Here is a 14,118-nt window from a genome sequence, read left to right as displayed (position 1 = left end):
GTCCGCAATTGCGACGACCAGAATTTCGCATGTTGCCGAGCACCCGCTTCGCCCCTAGCAACCGAGTCCGCATGTCATCGACGAAGGTCATCTTGCGCCGTGAGCAGTCACAGGAGAGCAGGGCACTATGACCTACCGCAAGTGAAGCGAGACCCATGAGGATGGCAGAACGCGAATCGTCGATGCTCCGACCTACCATGGAAAAGCTCGGCCTGACTGTCCCGGAGGCTGCGGTACTTTCCTCACTCGGCCAGACGTCAATCTACAAGGCGATCAAGGAGGGGCGCTTGCGGATTCGAAAGTACGGTACACGCACCATCATCACGCGCGCCGATCTGGCGTCTTTCTTGGAAAATCTGCCCGATGAATGATGACGTGCCGCCCGGTCCAAATGGACAGCGCGAACGCTCAGGCGGCCCTCATCGGCGTCACCTGGTTGTTCGGTGGCCGCGTCGCGAAGTTAGCGAATGCCTGCATCACGACGCGCCGCATCATCGCCTGTGATGTGGTGCAGACAATGCTCGACGATCTCCTCCTCGAAGTCGGTCTCTTCCTGCGCCCAGGTCCGGAATGTGGTGCGGAAGCCGTGCACAGTCAGGGTTTTGTCTCCGGTGATCTCCTTCAGATGCTTGAGCATCGTCATGTTGGAGATCGATTTGTCCAGGCTGCGGCCGGCGAACACGAACTCGTCACTCACGCGGCTATCGTAGGCCTCGCGTAGATAGATCAACGTTTGCTTTGGGAGGGGCGTGCGCTTAGGTCGCTCGTTCTTGGTGTCAGGGTTGCCCAAATCCCAAAGTCCACTTTCGAGGTCGAGTTGCGGCCAGCGCATGTTCTGTACCTCGATGGTTCGCGCTAACGAGAGGATGGTGACCTCAAGCGCCCGCGCGCTTTGTTCGGGATTGGCGGCGAGCTTCTGCATGAACACGGGCAGATCTTGGTAGTCCAAGGCCTTGTGGCTGCCGCGTATAGTGCCACGCTTCAATTGCTTCGGCATGATCGGCTTCAGTCGGCTGTCCCAATCGGCCGGGTTGTGTTTCGGCCGCAGGTTCAGCGCTATAGCGGCGTCCAGAATCTTCTTGAGCCGCTGGCGCGTGTCGCGCGAGATCTCGCGCTGATGCCAGACCTTCCGCAGAACGGCAACGACGTGTTCGGTTTCGATCTCGTCGAGCCGCAGCTTGTGCAGCGGTTTGGTGATCACCTGCACGATGCGCTTGAGCTTGTTGCGCGCGGCCCTGTGTTTTAGGCCGGTCTCATAGGACTGCCGCCATTCCTCGGCGAACTCGCCAAACAGGCGCGATCCTTCGCGGCGCTTCTGGTCATCGCGGTGCTCTCTCGGATCGGTTCCCTTGGCGAGCAGTCGCAACGCGTCAATCGCTTTGTCCTTGGCCTCAGAGAGCTTAAGGCCCGCTGGCTTGGCTGATCCGAGACCCATCTTTTTCACGACGCCGTTGCGCTGGTAGCGGAACGCCCAGCGACGGCCGCCACTTGGCGTGACGATCAGATAGAGGTTGTTGCCGCACGGGTATTCGCCGGGGCCAACGGTAAGATAGTTCTTTGCGGTAATATTGGGCTTTTCGGTTCTGAGCTGCATGGGGGATTCGAACTCCCGACTCCTCGCGCGGGAACGGCGCTTCCGGAGGTAAGGGAGATTCTAACTCAGATCGAGGGACAGTCAAAGGGACGTTCCGGCGGAGGCCCGTCGGCAACAGCCGGCAACGCCCAGCGACCGCCGATTAAGCGAGAAACCCCTATTTTACCTCGCTTTATTGGAAGTTGTGGCGACGACCGGCAATGGCGGGCGAAGTGCGGCGAAGGTGGGGCTGGCGCGCTCGGAGAGATTCGAACTCCCGACCCTCGGAATCGAAATCCGATGCTCTATCCAGCTGAGCTACGAGCGCGTGCGGCCTGCCGATTATCAGACTTGGCCCGGCAGGGCCAGCAGCGGAATGTCAGTAACAGGGATGCCGCCGGCGGTCCTGGCCTATATAGGCTGCCGCGCCCTGGCGGCAGAGGATGGTGGAGGGGCCGTCGTAGTAGGCGAAGGTGCCGGGCTGCAGGCCGGGGCCGTAATTGTGCAGGTAGCTGATCGGGTAGGGCAGGCCCCAATTGTGCAGGTGGTGCCGATTATGGCGGGCATCGGCCAGGTTCGGGGCCAGGGTCGCGGTGGCGAGGAGGGCGGCGGCAACGAAAAACTTCGCGTTGGTCATTTCGATTCTCCGGAAGTCTCACTGAAAGAGTAGCGATTTCGGGCTGAGCGGATAGCTGTTCCTGTGAAGAAAGCGCGCCAAAACAACATGATAGACGCTGAACCTCTGATTCGGTCGAAGCCGGCGCTCCCTCATTTTGGCCGATCTGATCTCGCATTCCAGGAGAAACGGCTAGAAAAGCTGCGGAAAACCATCCTAACGCGCCCATTTTTGGCCTCAAGGGATGCTTAACGAATTCCCAACACAGTCCGGCCAAAGTTTTGCTGTCCGGTCCTGACCCTACGGGCCGACTTATCCCGCGTCTGACAAAGGCTATCCGGTTCCCGATCGACCCATGCGCATCACGCCCCTTGCCCTGCTGTCCCTCTCGGTTCTGGTCGCGACGCCAGCGCGCGCCGACCTGCACATTACGCGCGATCACGGCGGTTATGTCGAGGAGTACAAGGCCAAGTACAAGCGTATCCGCGACCGCAAGGAGCGGGTGATCATCGACGGCATCTGCAATTCGGCCTGCACGCTGGTGTTCGGCATCGTGCCGATGAACAAGATCTGCGTGACCCCGAAGGCGAGCCTCGGTTTCCACCAGGCCTATTACGACAAGGCCTTCACCTTCGGTATGAAGGTCACGAGTTTGGAAGGGACGTCGGACCTGATGTCCTATTATCCGGACACCGTGAAGGACTGGATCCGCCGCAATGGCGGGCTCACCACCGAGATGAAGAAGATCAAGAACGGTGGCGAGCTCTGGAAGATCGTCGATCCCTGCCCGGAAGAGTGGTGATCGCCGCTACGGCTCCGCCTTGCTGGCTTCTCCGTCTGCCACCAGCAACACCGACACGCTGGATTTGCTCAGCACGGCATGCGCCACGCTGCCGAAGTTGAGCCTGTCTCCTGAGATGCGGTCGACGCCGAGTACCACGAGGTTCGCGCGGCTGGCGCGGATTTCCTCCAGGATCGCTTGCTCGGGCGCCGTGTTGGCGCGCAACGCGGTACTGACGTCGACATTGTAGCGCGCTCCGACGGCAGCGATGTCCTTCAGGATGGCTTCTTCCCTGGCGAGTGAAAGGCTGGCGCTGCCGCGCCGCGCGCCGCGGTCCCTCGTTGTCGAGACATAGACCACTTTCAGCGGGTCGGGGCTGACGCGCACCAGCGCAATCGCGATTTCGGCACCGCGCCGCGACACGGCACTGCCGGAAACCGGCACGAGAATTTTCAGGTCGGGGGCTACCGGCTGTTCGAGGTGAGCGCCCCTTGCGGCGACGATCGCCATCGGTCCCTTGAAGCTTGCGCCGATGTCTTCGATCTTGCGGTCAAATCCATCCTTGTCGTCGAGCGTCTTGTCCATCCCGACGACCAGGAGATCAAAGCCCTTTTTGGCTTCTTCAGCGATGGCTTCGAGCGGCTTCCCCTTCGGTACGCGGGTCACGACGTCGATTTGGCCGCTACTGTCCTCGTCGGTTTCCGCGATCGCACAGGCCGCACTTTTGACGATGGATTCCAGCGTTTCCTTGCCATCGTGCTTTGGGTCATGGTCGCGCGGAGGCGCGACGTGAAGCACCGTAATCGGCAGGCCGCGCCTGCCGGCAAGCAGGCCAGAGATGTACGAGGCAAATCTCGCATTCGCGCTCTCGTCGGCCGCAAGCAACAGTCGCTCCAGATTGGCGACAAAACCCTTCTGTTCGAACTCTTCGCGTTCGAGGCGTTCCTTCTCCCCCATCTTGAGCGGCAACTGTGTGAGGGCTGCGCGCAGCATCGGCGGCATTGCCATGGTGGTGAGGATCGCCATGGTGACGATCATCGAGAACAGGTTCTGGCTCAGCATGCCCATGGACAGGCCGATGGTGGCGATGATGACCTCGGTCGAGCCGCGCGCATTCATGCCGCTGGCAAGCGCATAGGATTCACGTCGGGTGAGGCCGCTCAGCGCACCGCCTGCGAAAGCGCCGCCAAACTTGCCGATGCTGGCGATCAGCACCAGCGCCGCGGTCAGCATCAGCAGGTTGGGGTCTTTGAGCACGGTCAGATCGGCGCTCAGGCCCGCGAGCCCGAAGAACACCGGCATGAAGAGGCTCGAGATCAGCCCGCGCAACCGCTCATCGATCTGCCTGGTCAGGATCGGCGATTCTCCGACCAGCACGCCCGCCATGAAGGCTCCGAGCACGGTGTGCACACCGATCAGGTGCGTGATCATCGCCATCACGCTCATGATGAGCAGGATCACGCTGATGACTGCGGCCGCGCTGACGAGGGTGTCGTTGGCCCAGCGGATCAGGCGGAAGGTCAGGCGCCGGCCGATTGTAAAGCTGATGGCGACGAAGGCCAGCGTGCCTAGCAGGGCCTTGCCGACCGAATAGACATCGAGCGTGCCCTGCGAGGCCAGGCTGAAGATCATGGCGATAATGATCCAACCGATGGTGTCGTCGATGATTGCGGTGGCCACGATAATCTGCCCGACATCGCGGCGCATGAAGTTCATCTCCCGCACCACGACGGCTACGATCTTCACCGAAGAGATCGACAGCGCGGTGCCGAGGAACAGCGAGGCGACCAGGCGTGCTTCCGGATGCGGCAGCAGGCTTTGCGGCAGGAACTGACCGAGCGCAAAACCGCAGATGAAGGGGACAACGATCCCGGTGACCGAAATCGCGGCCGCGGCCCGGCCGACCTTGCGCACCAGCTTGAGATCGGTCTCCATGCCGGTCAGCAACAGCAGCAGCAGAATGCCGAACTGCGCGATGCCGTCGAGCAGGGCTTTTTGTTCGGGGGAGGGCGGAAAGAGCGCGTGCTGCGCTTCAGGCCAGATCCAGCCGAAGAAAGAGGGTCCGAGCAGCAGACCGGCCAGCAACTCGCCGATGACCGAGGGCTGGCCAATGCGCTGCATCAGCTCACCGAGACCGCGGCCGATGGCGATCAAGAGCGATATCTGCACCAGCAAAAGGAACTCCGACGGCCGTCCGGCTTTGTCGCCCGCGGCGCCTGCCATCGTGACCGTCAAGAGAAGCGCTACGCCTGCCCAAAACAGCGACTGGAGAATTCTCCATCGCATCGGTCATTTCCCCATTAGACCGTCTCAACGGGGAAGGGCGCCGGAAGGTTCCCGAACCCTCCGGCCTTGCGCCGTGCATAGCGCCCTGGATCGTCACCACGCCGCGGATCGATTCCCCCGCGCTTCATCAACTCGAACGCCTCGGCGGCATCACGTGCGTGATCATCGGGTCGATCCGGATCTTGCCCTGCATGTACCAGTCGACGATTTTGGGCACGTCGGTCCGACCCTTCGCGCCGCCGAAGGCGGTGCCTTTCCAGACCCGGCCGGTCACGAGCTGGAATAGCCTCGTCGAAATCTCGGCGCCCGCCGGCGTCACGCCGATCACGATCGACTGGCCCCGGCCGCGGCGCGAACATCCATCGCGTTCCTCGTTTGAGAACTGCGATAGCTGGCTTCGATATGTAAAATCGCGCAGGTCTCCCCGCGCGATCGGTGCTTGCCGCATTGCATATGATCGGGCAACAGGGGCGGCAGATGACTCCGGACTTCGACAAATTCGCCGCCCGCGCGGCACCGGCGATTTTCGTCCTGCTGTGGAGCACTGGCTTCATCGGTACCAAATACGTTGTCAACAATGCCGATCCCTTGACGTATCTGGCGATCCGCATGGCGATCGTTGTGGTGCTGATGGGCATCATTTGCGCCATCGCCCGGCCGGCGTGGCCGAACCGTATCGAGATCGGGCACAGCATCGTCGCCGGCATTTTGGTACACGGGATTTACCTCGGCGGCACGGCGGTCGCGATCTCGCTGTCTATTCCCGCCGGCCTCTCGGCGCTGATTCCAGGCCTGCAGCCGATCCTGACGTCCACCATTGCGAACCGCTGGCTGGGTGAGCGCGTGACCGCGATGCAATGGGGCGGGCTGTTGATCGGGCTTGCAGGCGTTGCGCTGATCCTGCACGACCGGCCGATGGGCGGGCAGGCCGGCTGGGGCTGGATTGCGTCGGCGATATCGCTGGTCAGCATCACGCTTGGCACGCTCTACCAGCGGCGCTATTGCAGCCGCATCGACTGGCGCAGCGGCAACCTCGTGCAATATGTCGCGGTGACCGTGTTCTTTACGATCGGCGCCTTCCTGTTCGAAGCGCGCGTGGTGCATTGGACCACCGAATTCACTCTCGCCCTGGCCTGGCTCGCGGTGGCGCTGTCGATCGGCTCGATCGGCCTGCTGTACTGGCTGATCCGGCACCAGGCCGCGACATCGGTGGCGAGCCTGTTTTACCTGGTGCCGGCCGTGACCTCGCTGATGGCCTTCGTGTTGTTCGACGAGCGGCTCGATGCCGTCGCGATTGCCGGCATGATCGCCTGTGCCGCCGCCGTGCTGCTGGTCAATCGAAACGCGCCGGCAAAGAGCTAGCGGAGTGCGTGTGCGCGCACCCGAGCAACCGAAGCCTCCGCGCCTTGTCGTCGACGATGTAAGTGCGAGCAACCGATGCGTGTGTATTGGTAGATACATGCAGGGCGGAAGGGTGCGAAATACGGAAGTCGTCGCATCATCAAACGATGGCGGTGATACGCGCATAGGTTAAATCGAATTTCTCCGACTTTGCCGAGGGTTGCATCCATTAAGGCGATCGTAAGCAAAACGCGTCAGATTGGGCCCGATTTTGGGAGATTCTTGATTATGACCACGCGATCTGTTGGAAAGTTCCTGCCGGCGCTGAAGCTGCGGCTCGGTACCAAGGCTGTCATCTCTGCCATCCTCCTGATTGCAGTGAATACCGCGCTGGTTGTAGGCGCCGCCCATTGGTCGCTGACATCAGAATTCGGCGACCGGGCGCTGCGCGACATCGAGGTCAATTTGCGCACGCTGGGCCTGGCGTTCGCCGAGACCTACAGCGACGCCAAAATCACCATGAAGGACGGGGCGGTCGTCCGCGCCGAAATTCCCAAGATGCCCGAGTTCAAGGACCACGCGATCGTCGATCGTGCGGTCGGCTATACCGGCGGCAACGCGACGCTGTTCGTCTATGACGATGCGAGCAACCAGTTTGTCCGCCGCACCACCAACGTCAAGAAGGAGAACGGCGACCGCGCCGTCGGCACCCAGCTCGCGCCCGACCACCCCGGACAGGCGGTCGTCCGCCGCGGCGAGGCCTACAAGGGGCCGGCGACGCTGTTCGGCAAGACGTTCATGACGGCCTATTACCCGATCGTGAATCCGGCCGGAAAGGTGATCGGGCTGCTCTATGTCGGAATTCCGATGGCGCACTACGAGACCATGCTGTCGCGTGCCATCCAGAACATGGCGATCGCCGCCGGCGTCGCGGCGCTGCTCGTGATGCTGCTGACCATGCTGATCGTGCGCCGGGTGACCAAGCCGCTGACGTCGGTCACAGCCTCGCTCACCGCAATCGCCAACGGCAACGCCGATGTCGAGATCGATTGCGAAGAGCGCATGGACGAGATCGGCGAGATTGCGCGTACGCTCGCTGTCTTCAAGAACAATTCGGTCGAGCGTCGCCGGATGCGCGACGAGCAGACCGCCGCCGCAGCAGCAGCAGTCGAGCAGCGCAAGGCTGAATTGCGGAGCTTCGTCGACGAATTCCAGACCAGCGTCGGCAGCATCCTCGACAGGGTGCTGAACTCCTCCAGCGAATTCGAGCGCGTCGCGCGGCAGCTCACCGAGACCGCGCGGACCACCGCCGGGCTCTCCGGCAAGTCGGCCGGTGCTTCCGAGACCGCCTCCGAGCATGTCCGCACCGCGGCGACCGCCTCCGACGAACTTTCCAGCTCGATCGCCGAAATCACCCGCCGGGTCCAGGAATCGAACGGGATCGCGGCCGATGCCGTCAAGCAGGCGGCCGCTACCGACCAGCGCATCAACGAACTGTCGGAAGCAGGCTCCCGGATCGGTGACGTGGTGAAATTGATCACCTCGATTGCCGAGCAGACCAACCTGTTGGCGCTCAACGCCACCATCGAGGCGGCGCGGGCAGGGGACGCCGGCCGCGGCTTCGCCGTGGTGGCGCAGGAGGTCAAGAGCCTCGCGGGCCAGACCGCCAAAGCGACCGAGGAGATCTCCAGCCAGATCGGCAACATGCAGCTTGCGACCGAAGAGTCGGTCAGCGCGATCAAGGCGATCGGCCAGACCATCGAACGCATCAGCGATATCGCCACCTCGATCTCGGCGGCGGTCGAGCAGCAGCGCGGCGCCACCCAGAACATCGCCCAGAGCGTTCGCGCAGCCGCGAGCGGAACGGCTGATGTCGCGGCCAACATCCGCAACGCCGCGCAGGGCGCCGACGAGACCGGCGAGACCTCGAGCCGGATGTTTGCGTCCGCGCAGAACCTGTCGGGCGAGAGCCTGCATTTGAAGGCGGAAGTCGAAAAATTCCTCGACCGCGTCCGCGCGGCCTGATCGGAGCACAGCGCTGGCGCTGCTCAAGCAGTGGAGCTGGCCGGTTGCAATAGTCGACGTCACCTGGGGCGCGTTCGTGACGGCGGTCTCCTCGACCGCTGGATTGCTTGTGGCTCACAGCTAGTGCCGAAGATTTAACTCGTCATTCCGGGATGGTGCGTTAGCACCAGACCTCAGGGGTGCAATTGCACCCCCGGGGAATCTCGAGATCCCCGGATATGGTCCTTCGGACCATTCCGGGATGACGGTTTCGATTGCGTCGCAATCGAAACCGTCACTTCGGCTGCGGCACGATGCGGATGTAGGGCTTCGGCGCCTTCCAGCCTGCCGGATAGATCGTCTTCGCCTCGTCGTCGGACACCGAGCCGGCGATGATGACGTCCTCGCCCTGCTTCCAGTCGGCCGGCGTCGCGACGCGATGCTTGGCTGTCATCTGCAGCGAATCGATCGAGCGCAGAATTTCCTGGAAGTTGCGGCCGGTGGTCATCGGATAGACCATCACCAGCTTGATCTTCTTGTCCGGACCGATGACGAACACGTTGCGGACGGTCTGGTTGTCGGCGGGCGTGCGCGTGAGAGGATCGCCCGACGTTGAGGCCGGCAGCATCTCGTAAAGCTTGGAGACGTTGTAATCGGTGTCGCCGATCATCGGATAGTTCGGCGCCGCGCCCTGCGTTTCCTTGATGTCTTCCGACCATTTGGCGTGGCGGTCGACCGGATCGACGCTCAGGCCGATCAGCTTGACGCCGCGCTTGTCGAATTCCGGCTTCAGCTTGGCGAGCAAGCCGAGCTCGGTGGTGCAGACCGGCGTGAAGTCCTTGGGGTGCGAGAACAGCAGCGCCCAGCCATTTCCGATCCAGTCGTGGAATTTAATTTTGCCCTCGGTGGTTTCCGCCTCGAAGTCGGGGGCGACGGTGCCTAGCGGGAGTGCCATGGTTTTACCTCATGTTATTCAGTTTACGGGGGAATTCGTTCTAAACATTATAGGCCCTGACGGCGGTTAGTAGAACCCGTTCAGGTAAAAGGTGAGATCCTTCTCTGCAAGGTGGGGACCTTAGCATCTTCTTTTGATCGGCGCCCCTGCGACGAAAAACCACCGTGGTGGAAATAAGCCGATCTGCCCCGATATTGCCTTTTATGCCCCTCATCACGCCCGGCCGTCGTCCGGAGGCCTTGGTCCTGAACCGTGACTGACCTCACAGCGACCAATTGGCAACCATCTAAAAATCTCGAAATGCGAGTTTCGAATCGTTAACCGCTCGTTCATGCCCCGTATGGAAATGCTGGACCTGAAAAAAAGAAATTGAGAAGTGCAACTATGCCTGCCCCGACTGCCAAAGCCGCTGAAACGTCTGACGTCCCGCAACCATCCTGCCGCCGGACCGCGGCGCACGCGCTCACCATCGTGCGCGACGGCGTGATCACCGGCGAGGGCCCCACCACCAGGGGCCGTATCCATTTTTCCCGCGCACTCGATGCCGACGACGCCGCCTGGTGCGCGCGCATCCTGACCGTCAGCGCGGTCGAGCATCAGCCCGTGAGCCGCGCCGAAGTCGAGGCGCTGTTTGAAATCTCCGATGCCGCCGCCGAGCGTACCGACGACGGACGTTTCGACGATCTGCTGGCCAAGGCGGTCGCCCATCATGCGGCCTCCGAGTCCGGCCTGCCGGTGCCGCCGCGCACGGTTGCGCTGTCGCCCGACACCGACATCGAGAGCTGGGCGCCGACGCAGGCCGCCAAGATCGATACCAAGGTGCTGGAATGGCTTGCCAGCCAGATGCGCGGCAAGCGCCGCATCAACCATCGCCTCACCGCGCTGGTCGCAACCCTGATCGGCGCCGCAGCGCTGCCGCTCGCGCAACTGCCGGGCATGCTGGATATGGGGATGCTGTAGGTTCATCGGCGGATCACTGATCTGAGGACGGCGGGGTAGTTCCCCGCCGTTTTTGTTTGGTAGTTTTGTAGGATGGGTGGAGCGAAGCGATACCCATCAATGCCGGTGCGTGTGGCGATGGGTATCGCTTCGAGGCTGGGCAAGAATTTTTCTCACCCGAATCCGGATGCTGTACGATTCGGTTTATGACGAATCGCAGCTACAAGACCGGTCCGTGCCGGGAGCAATTGAGCCTTCTGCCGCCTCGCGTCGAGGATTATGTTGGGCGAGATAACCCGGTTCGGGCGATCGAGGCCTATGTCTGCGCGCTCGATCTTGAGAAGCTCGGGTTCCGGCATGCCGGAGGTGGTATTGGGGCGGGACAGCCCAGCTACGATCCGGCGGATCTGTTGAAGGCCTATCTTTACGGCTACCTTCATCGGGTCCGCTCCTCGCGTCGCCTCGAACAGGAGGCGCAGCGCAATCTGGAACTGATGTGGCTGCTCAAGGGGCTGACGCCCGGCTACCGGACCATCGCCAACTTCCGCCGGGACAACTGGGCGGCGCTCAAGGCGGCGAACCGGGAATTTGTACTTCTGCTGCGCGAACTCAACCTTCTGGGCGGGGAGCTCGTGGCGATCGACGGCGCCTTTTTCCACGGCGATGCCAGCAAGGCGAGCATCAAGACGAAGAAGCGGCTGGCTGAGCAGCTTGCTCGTCTCGACCGCGACATCGAGGAGTATGGCAAGGCGCTGGCATCGAACGACGCCACCGAAGAGGTGCATTCGTCCAGCAACGAAGAAGGCGGGAGGGGGAATGGCGGCGCGGTTGCGGACAAGCTCGCGGCATTGATGGAGCGGCGGGCGAAGGCCGAGGCTGATCTTGATCGACTGAAGGAGAGCGGCGAGACCCAGTTGTCGACCACCGATGCGGACGCCCGGCTGTTGTCGAAGAGAGGCCATGTCGTCGCCGGCTACAATGTTCAGATCGCGGTCGATGCCAAGCACAAGCTCATCGCCACGAGCGAGGTCGTCAACGACGGCAACGATACGGGCCAGCTATACGAGGTGGCCGAGGCGGCAAAAGAGGCGCTGGGAGTGGAGGCGCTGGAGGCGGTCGCCGACACCGGCTATTACAATGGCGCGACCCTGAAAGAATGCGAGGAAGGCGGCATTGTTGCCTACGTCCCGCCGCCCAAACGAACGGGGGGCCTGGAAGAGCAAGGCCGCTTCACCCATGAAGCGTTCAGCTATGACGCCGAAGCCGACGTTTATCGCTGTCCTGCGGGCGCGCTGTTGAAACCGATGAACGGCGTCAAAATCAGCCCGGCTGGTCGGCAAGACGTCCGCTATGTGAGCCTGAAATCCGTCTGCAAGGCTTGTCACCTGCGCGAGCGATGCCTTGGTCAAAAGGCGGACAAGCGCACGATCTACCGCTGGGTGCACGAAGCGGTGATCGATCGTCACCGGGAGCGGATGAAAGAGGCCGGGGCCATGATGCGCCAGCGGGCCTGCCTGGTCGAACATCCCTTCGGCACGCTCAAATGCCGCGCCGGCTATCGCCACTTCCTGGTCCGCGGCTTCGACAAGGTGCGCGGCGAATGGAGTCTGATGGCGCTCTGCTACAATCTCGCCCGCGTGCTGAACATCCTCGGCTTCGACGAATTTGTCGCATTCTTTGCCCGTCGGGCGGCCGAGCGGGCGATTTTGCGCGTCTTGCGCGCCATCACGTCCGCGATAGGCCTTGCCAACGCCTCCATCAAAGCCTTCTCAGCCAAATTGGTCCGAAACTCGGCGATCATCTGCTTCCGCTTCAGCACTGCCGCGTAACTGTGCGATTCTTGCCCAGTCTGTTCGCTCCACCCATCCTACGAAGCCATAATTCCGCGATCTCGCGGCGCTGGTCGCCCGAGGTTTGCATCTTCGTTTGGCCCTCTTCGAAATCAGAGGGCGCAGGGAAGACCGGGTGCTTGCTGCACCCGCGGTCTCGCGTGCGATTTGCGCAAACAAAAGTGCACACGAGCATACAGGGCAGCGGGAACACTCCGGCCTTCCCTGCGCAATGGCTTTACGGCTTACTTCGAGCTCTCCCCGGTGAACGGCTTTCTTGCCACCGTCGCCGGCGGGATACTTCCCGCCAACTTATCGCCAGCACCGCGGCGTCAGGACCACACGACTTCGCCGTACGCTTCAGGCGCGTACGTCTCGCGCCATTCACGTCCATCGCATCTCACCGCACGTTCGTGACGATCGCGAGCGTCCCTCAATTGGGTGAGACGGGCGGAGTTATGCCGATGATTTGCCCGAGAACGAAAGCGGAATATTTTTGCGCGAGGGACTGGACAGGTTCTGGGTGATTTGCCCGTCGTGCCAGTTTGTCGCAGTCGCTGCATGAAATTGCGCTTGCGCACAAAGCAAATCAGTTCGCAGTCCGTAAGGTGAGCAAAGCCACCGGGGCGCGCGAACGCCCGCCGCGATATGCGGGAATGCTTCACTTCGCCGGTCGCGCGAGCCTTGGAGCCAAGGGCATGAACCCATAAATTCGGAGTGGCCGGCGGACGTCCGCTTGAACGACTTAAATCGGAGATCGCGTGGGTCCGAAAGTGCCATAAGCCGACCAGTGGCGCTGGTCTCCGGGTTAGTAGCCGGCGATAAGATGGCGGCTTGCTGACCTGCAAAGCGCTAATACCTGCAAGGGATCGAACATTGGCGAACCGGCCCGTTCAGATAGCAGAAGATGTCGAACACCTGTTCGCGCAACCATCCTTTTATGCCGAGTTTGCGCCGCTGGAGGACCACAGCAACTTTGTGGATTCGATCTACGTCCTGAAAGATCGTGGACGGCTGACTGCAAACCGCGTGGCGTTTGCCTCGCCGCTAAGGGAAGTCGCCTTCGGCTTTCGAGAATCTGTCCCAGGCTCCGGATATAGCGGCAAAGTTGTCGTGAACGAACCAAGCTTTGGTCATCGGAAGAAAAGCAGGGCATTCTTCGGCTGGATTATCGGCATCAAGTTCAAGCCGACGTGGGCGGGTCCGTTGCACACCGAGGATCCTATGATCGAGGCTTGCCAGAATTCCTTGGCGCGCGTCGTAGGTGCGAGTCCATCGTGTCTCGACATCCTTGATCCTTTAGACCAACTCTTGTTCGCGTTCTCGCAACACACGCAGCACGAACCAATCATCAGCAGCGACTATTTTGAGACGTCACACGACCGCGTGGCCAACCTTGCAAGTCACGTAGGTGGATCGGTGCGGACGCTTCACAGGCAAATGAGAACATCAACTGGCTTTCCGCCAAAGCGCTTCTTAGCTATGCAGCGGTTCCGTCGCTCGGTCTATGAAATTGCGACCCGAAGCGCTGGGCTGTCACTGATCGCCTTTAATCTGGGTTTCTCCGACCAGGCTCATCTGACCAGGGAGTTTAGGCGGCACGCCGGTGTTACGCCCGGTGCATTCAAGCAGACATGGCGAGGGCGTCACGCGCGGGCTGTCCGATTTCTTCAAGACACCGGTCAATCCACCCGTCTAAGGATGGCTGTGTGGCCTCTTGAGACCACAGCTAAATCCGGTTGAGCCATTCGATTTCCCCATTGGTCAGGGTGCGCAATAGGCTCGATCCTTCGT

The 14,118-nt window shown here is 61.6% G+C and carries 12 protein-coding genes, 1 tRNA gene and 1 pseudogene; 8 read left to right on the top strand and 6 right to left on the bottom strand.

From position 1 onward, the window contains the following. The first annotated feature begins 161 nt into the window (after nucleotides 1-161). Nucleotides 162-371: a helix-turn-helix domain-containing protein gene (locus V1293_RS08860; RefSeq protein ID WP_334508563.1), complete on the top strand. Its 210-nt coding sequence runs from the start codon at nucleotides 162-164 to the stop codon at nucleotides 369-371. Nucleotides 372-460: 89 nt separating this feature from the next. Here the strand turns inward: V1293_RS08860 and V1293_RS08855 are convergent, their stop codons facing one another. The 3 genes from V1293_RS08855 to V1293_RS08845 all read right to left on the bottom strand — a co-directional run bounded on the left by V1293_RS08855 (nucleotide 461) and on the right by V1293_RS08845 (nucleotide 2,210). Then, entirely contained in the window at nucleotides 461-1,594 is a 1,134-nt protein-coding gene (locus V1293_RS08855) for a tyrosine-type recombinase/integrase (protein ID WP_334508561.1), read from the bottom strand. Nucleotides 1,595-1,824: 230 nt separating this feature from the next. After that, nucleotides 1,825-1,901 (bottom strand) — tRNA-Arg (locus tag V1293_RS08850). A 51-nt stretch (nucleotides 1,902-1,952) separates the two neighbouring features. Continuing rightward, nucleotides 1,953-2,210, bottom strand: coding sequence for a hypothetical protein (locus tag V1293_RS08845; RefSeq protein ID WP_334508559.1), 258 nt, complete (start codon nucleotides 2,208-2,210; stop codon nucleotides 1,953-1,955). A 334-nt stretch (nucleotides 2,211-2,544) separates the two neighbouring features. Between V1293_RS08845 and V1293_RS08840 the strand changes: the two genes are divergently transcribed. Continuing rightward, on the top strand, nucleotides 2,545-2,991 hold the full coding sequence (locus V1293_RS08840; protein ID WP_334508556.1) for a hypothetical protein: 447 nt from the start codon (nucleotides 2,545-2,547) through the stop codon (nucleotides 2,989-2,991). A 6-nt stretch (nucleotides 2,992-2,997) separates the two neighbouring features. Here V1293_RS08840 and V1293_RS08835 read toward each other — a convergent pair whose 3' ends face one another. Next, nucleotides 2,998-5,256, bottom strand: a complete 2,259-nt coding sequence (locus V1293_RS08835) for a cation:proton antiporter domain-containing protein (RefSeq protein ID WP_334508554.1) — start codon at nucleotides 5,254-5,256, stop codon at nucleotides 2,998-3,000. 145 nt (nucleotides 5,257-5,401) lie between these two features. Beyond that, a pseudogene (locus tag V1293_RS08830) lies at nucleotides 5,402-5,602 on the bottom strand (S-(hydroxymethyl)glutathione dehydrogenase); the annotation flags it as partial. A 131-nt stretch (nucleotides 5,603-5,733) separates the two neighbouring features. Between V1293_RS08830 and V1293_RS08825 the strand changes: the two are divergent. The 3 genes from V1293_RS08825 (at nucleotide 5,734) to V1293_RS08815 (ending at nucleotide 8,746) form a co-directional block, all read left to right on the top strand. After that, a complete protein-coding gene (locus V1293_RS08825) occupies nucleotides 5,734-6,618 on the top strand; it encodes a DMT family transporter (RefSeq protein ID WP_334508552.1) in 885 nt (294 codons plus the stop codon). 267 nt (nucleotides 6,619-6,885) lie between these two features. Beyond that, on the top strand, nucleotides 6,886-8,622 hold the full coding sequence (locus V1293_RS08820; RefSeq protein WP_334508550.1) for a methyl-accepting chemotaxis protein: 1,737 nt from the start codon (nucleotides 6,886-6,888) through the stop codon (nucleotides 8,620-8,622). Nucleotides 8,623-8,635: 13 nt separating this feature from the next. After that, on the top strand, nucleotides 8,636-8,746 hold the full coding sequence (locus V1293_RS08815; protein WP_334516670.1) for a DUF2177 family protein: 111 nt from the start codon (nucleotides 8,636-8,638) through the stop codon (nucleotides 8,744-8,746). Between the two features lie 150 nt (nucleotides 8,747-8,896). Here V1293_RS08815 and V1293_RS08810 read toward each other — a convergent pair whose 3' ends face one another. After that, a complete protein-coding gene (locus V1293_RS08810; protein ID WP_334508548.1) occupies nucleotides 8,897-9,556 on the bottom strand; it encodes a peroxiredoxin in 660 nt (219 codons plus the stop codon). A 384-nt stretch (nucleotides 9,557-9,940) separates the two neighbouring features. On the opposite strand from V1293_RS08810, the gene V1293_RS08805 reads away from it, so the two are divergent. The 3 genes from V1293_RS08805 to V1293_RS08795 all read left to right on the top strand — a co-directional run bounded on the left by V1293_RS08805 (nucleotide 9,941) and on the right by V1293_RS08795 (nucleotide 14,067). Continuing rightward, nucleotides 9,941-10,516 (top strand): hypothetical protein, encoded by a 576-nt coding sequence (locus V1293_RS08805; protein ID WP_334508546.1) that lies wholly within the window; start codon nucleotides 9,941-9,943, stop codon nucleotides 10,514-10,516. A 185-nt stretch (nucleotides 10,517-10,701) separates the two neighbouring features. After that, nucleotides 10,702-12,324, top strand: a complete 1,623-nt coding sequence (locus tag V1293_RS08800; RefSeq protein WP_334508544.1) for an IS1182 family transposase — start codon at nucleotides 10,702-10,704, stop codon at nucleotides 12,322-12,324. An 876-nt stretch (nucleotides 12,325-13,200) separates the two neighbouring features. Beyond that, nucleotides 13,201-14,067: a helix-turn-helix domain-containing protein gene (locus V1293_RS08795; RefSeq protein ID WP_334508542.1), complete on the top strand. Its 867-nt coding sequence runs from the start codon at nucleotides 13,201-13,203 to the stop codon at nucleotides 14,065-14,067. Nucleotides 14,068-14,118: the final 51 nt, after the last annotated feature.

The organism is Bradyrhizobium sp. AZCC 1693, assembly GCF_036924745.1.
Taxonomy (GTDB): domain Bacteria; phylum Pseudomonadota; class Alphaproteobacteria; order Rhizobiales; family Xanthobacteraceae; genus Bradyrhizobium.
Note: the sequence above shows the minus strand (reverse complement) of the source record. Positions and strands in the feature narration are given on the sequence as shown.

Excerpts from the sequence above, each read along its gene's own strand:
- V1293_RS08860 (WP_334508563.1), top strand. The coding sequence starts at position 162 with ATGGCAGAACGCGAATCGTCGATGCTCCGACCTACCATGGAAAAGCTC.
- V1293_RS08855 (WP_334508561.1), bottom strand. The coding sequence starts at position 1,594 with ATGCAGCTCAGAACCGAAAAGCCCAATATTACCGCAAAGAACTATCTT.
- V1293_RS08845 (WP_334508559.1), bottom strand. The coding sequence starts at position 2,210 with ATGACCAACGCGAAGTTTTTCGTTGCCGCCGCCCTCCTCGCCACCGCG.
- V1293_RS08840 (WP_334508556.1), top strand. The coding sequence starts at position 2,545 with ATGCGCATCACGCCCCTTGCCCTGCTGTCCCTCTCGGTTCTGGTCGCG.
- V1293_RS08835 (WP_334508554.1), bottom strand. The coding sequence starts at position 5,256 with ATGCGATGGAGAATTCTCCAGTCGCTGTTTTGGGCAGGCGTAGCGCTT.
- V1293_RS08825 (WP_334508552.1), top strand. The coding sequence starts at position 5,734 with ATGACTCCGGACTTCGACAAATTCGCCGCCCGCGCGGCACCGGCGATT.
- V1293_RS08820 (WP_334508550.1), top strand. The coding sequence starts at position 6,886 with ATGACCACGCGATCTGTTGGAAAGTTCCTGCCGGCGCTGAAGCTGCGG.
- V1293_RS08810 (WP_334508548.1), bottom strand. The coding sequence starts at position 9,556 with ATGGCACTCCCGCTAGGCACCGTCGCCCCCGACTTCGAGGCGGAAACC.
- V1293_RS08805 (WP_334508546.1), top strand. The coding sequence starts at position 9,941 with ATGCCTGCCCCGACTGCCAAAGCCGCTGAAACGTCTGACGTCCCGCAA.
- V1293_RS08800 (WP_334508544.1), top strand. The coding sequence starts at position 10,702 with ATGACGAATCGCAGCTACAAGACCGGTCCGTGCCGGGAGCAATTGAGC.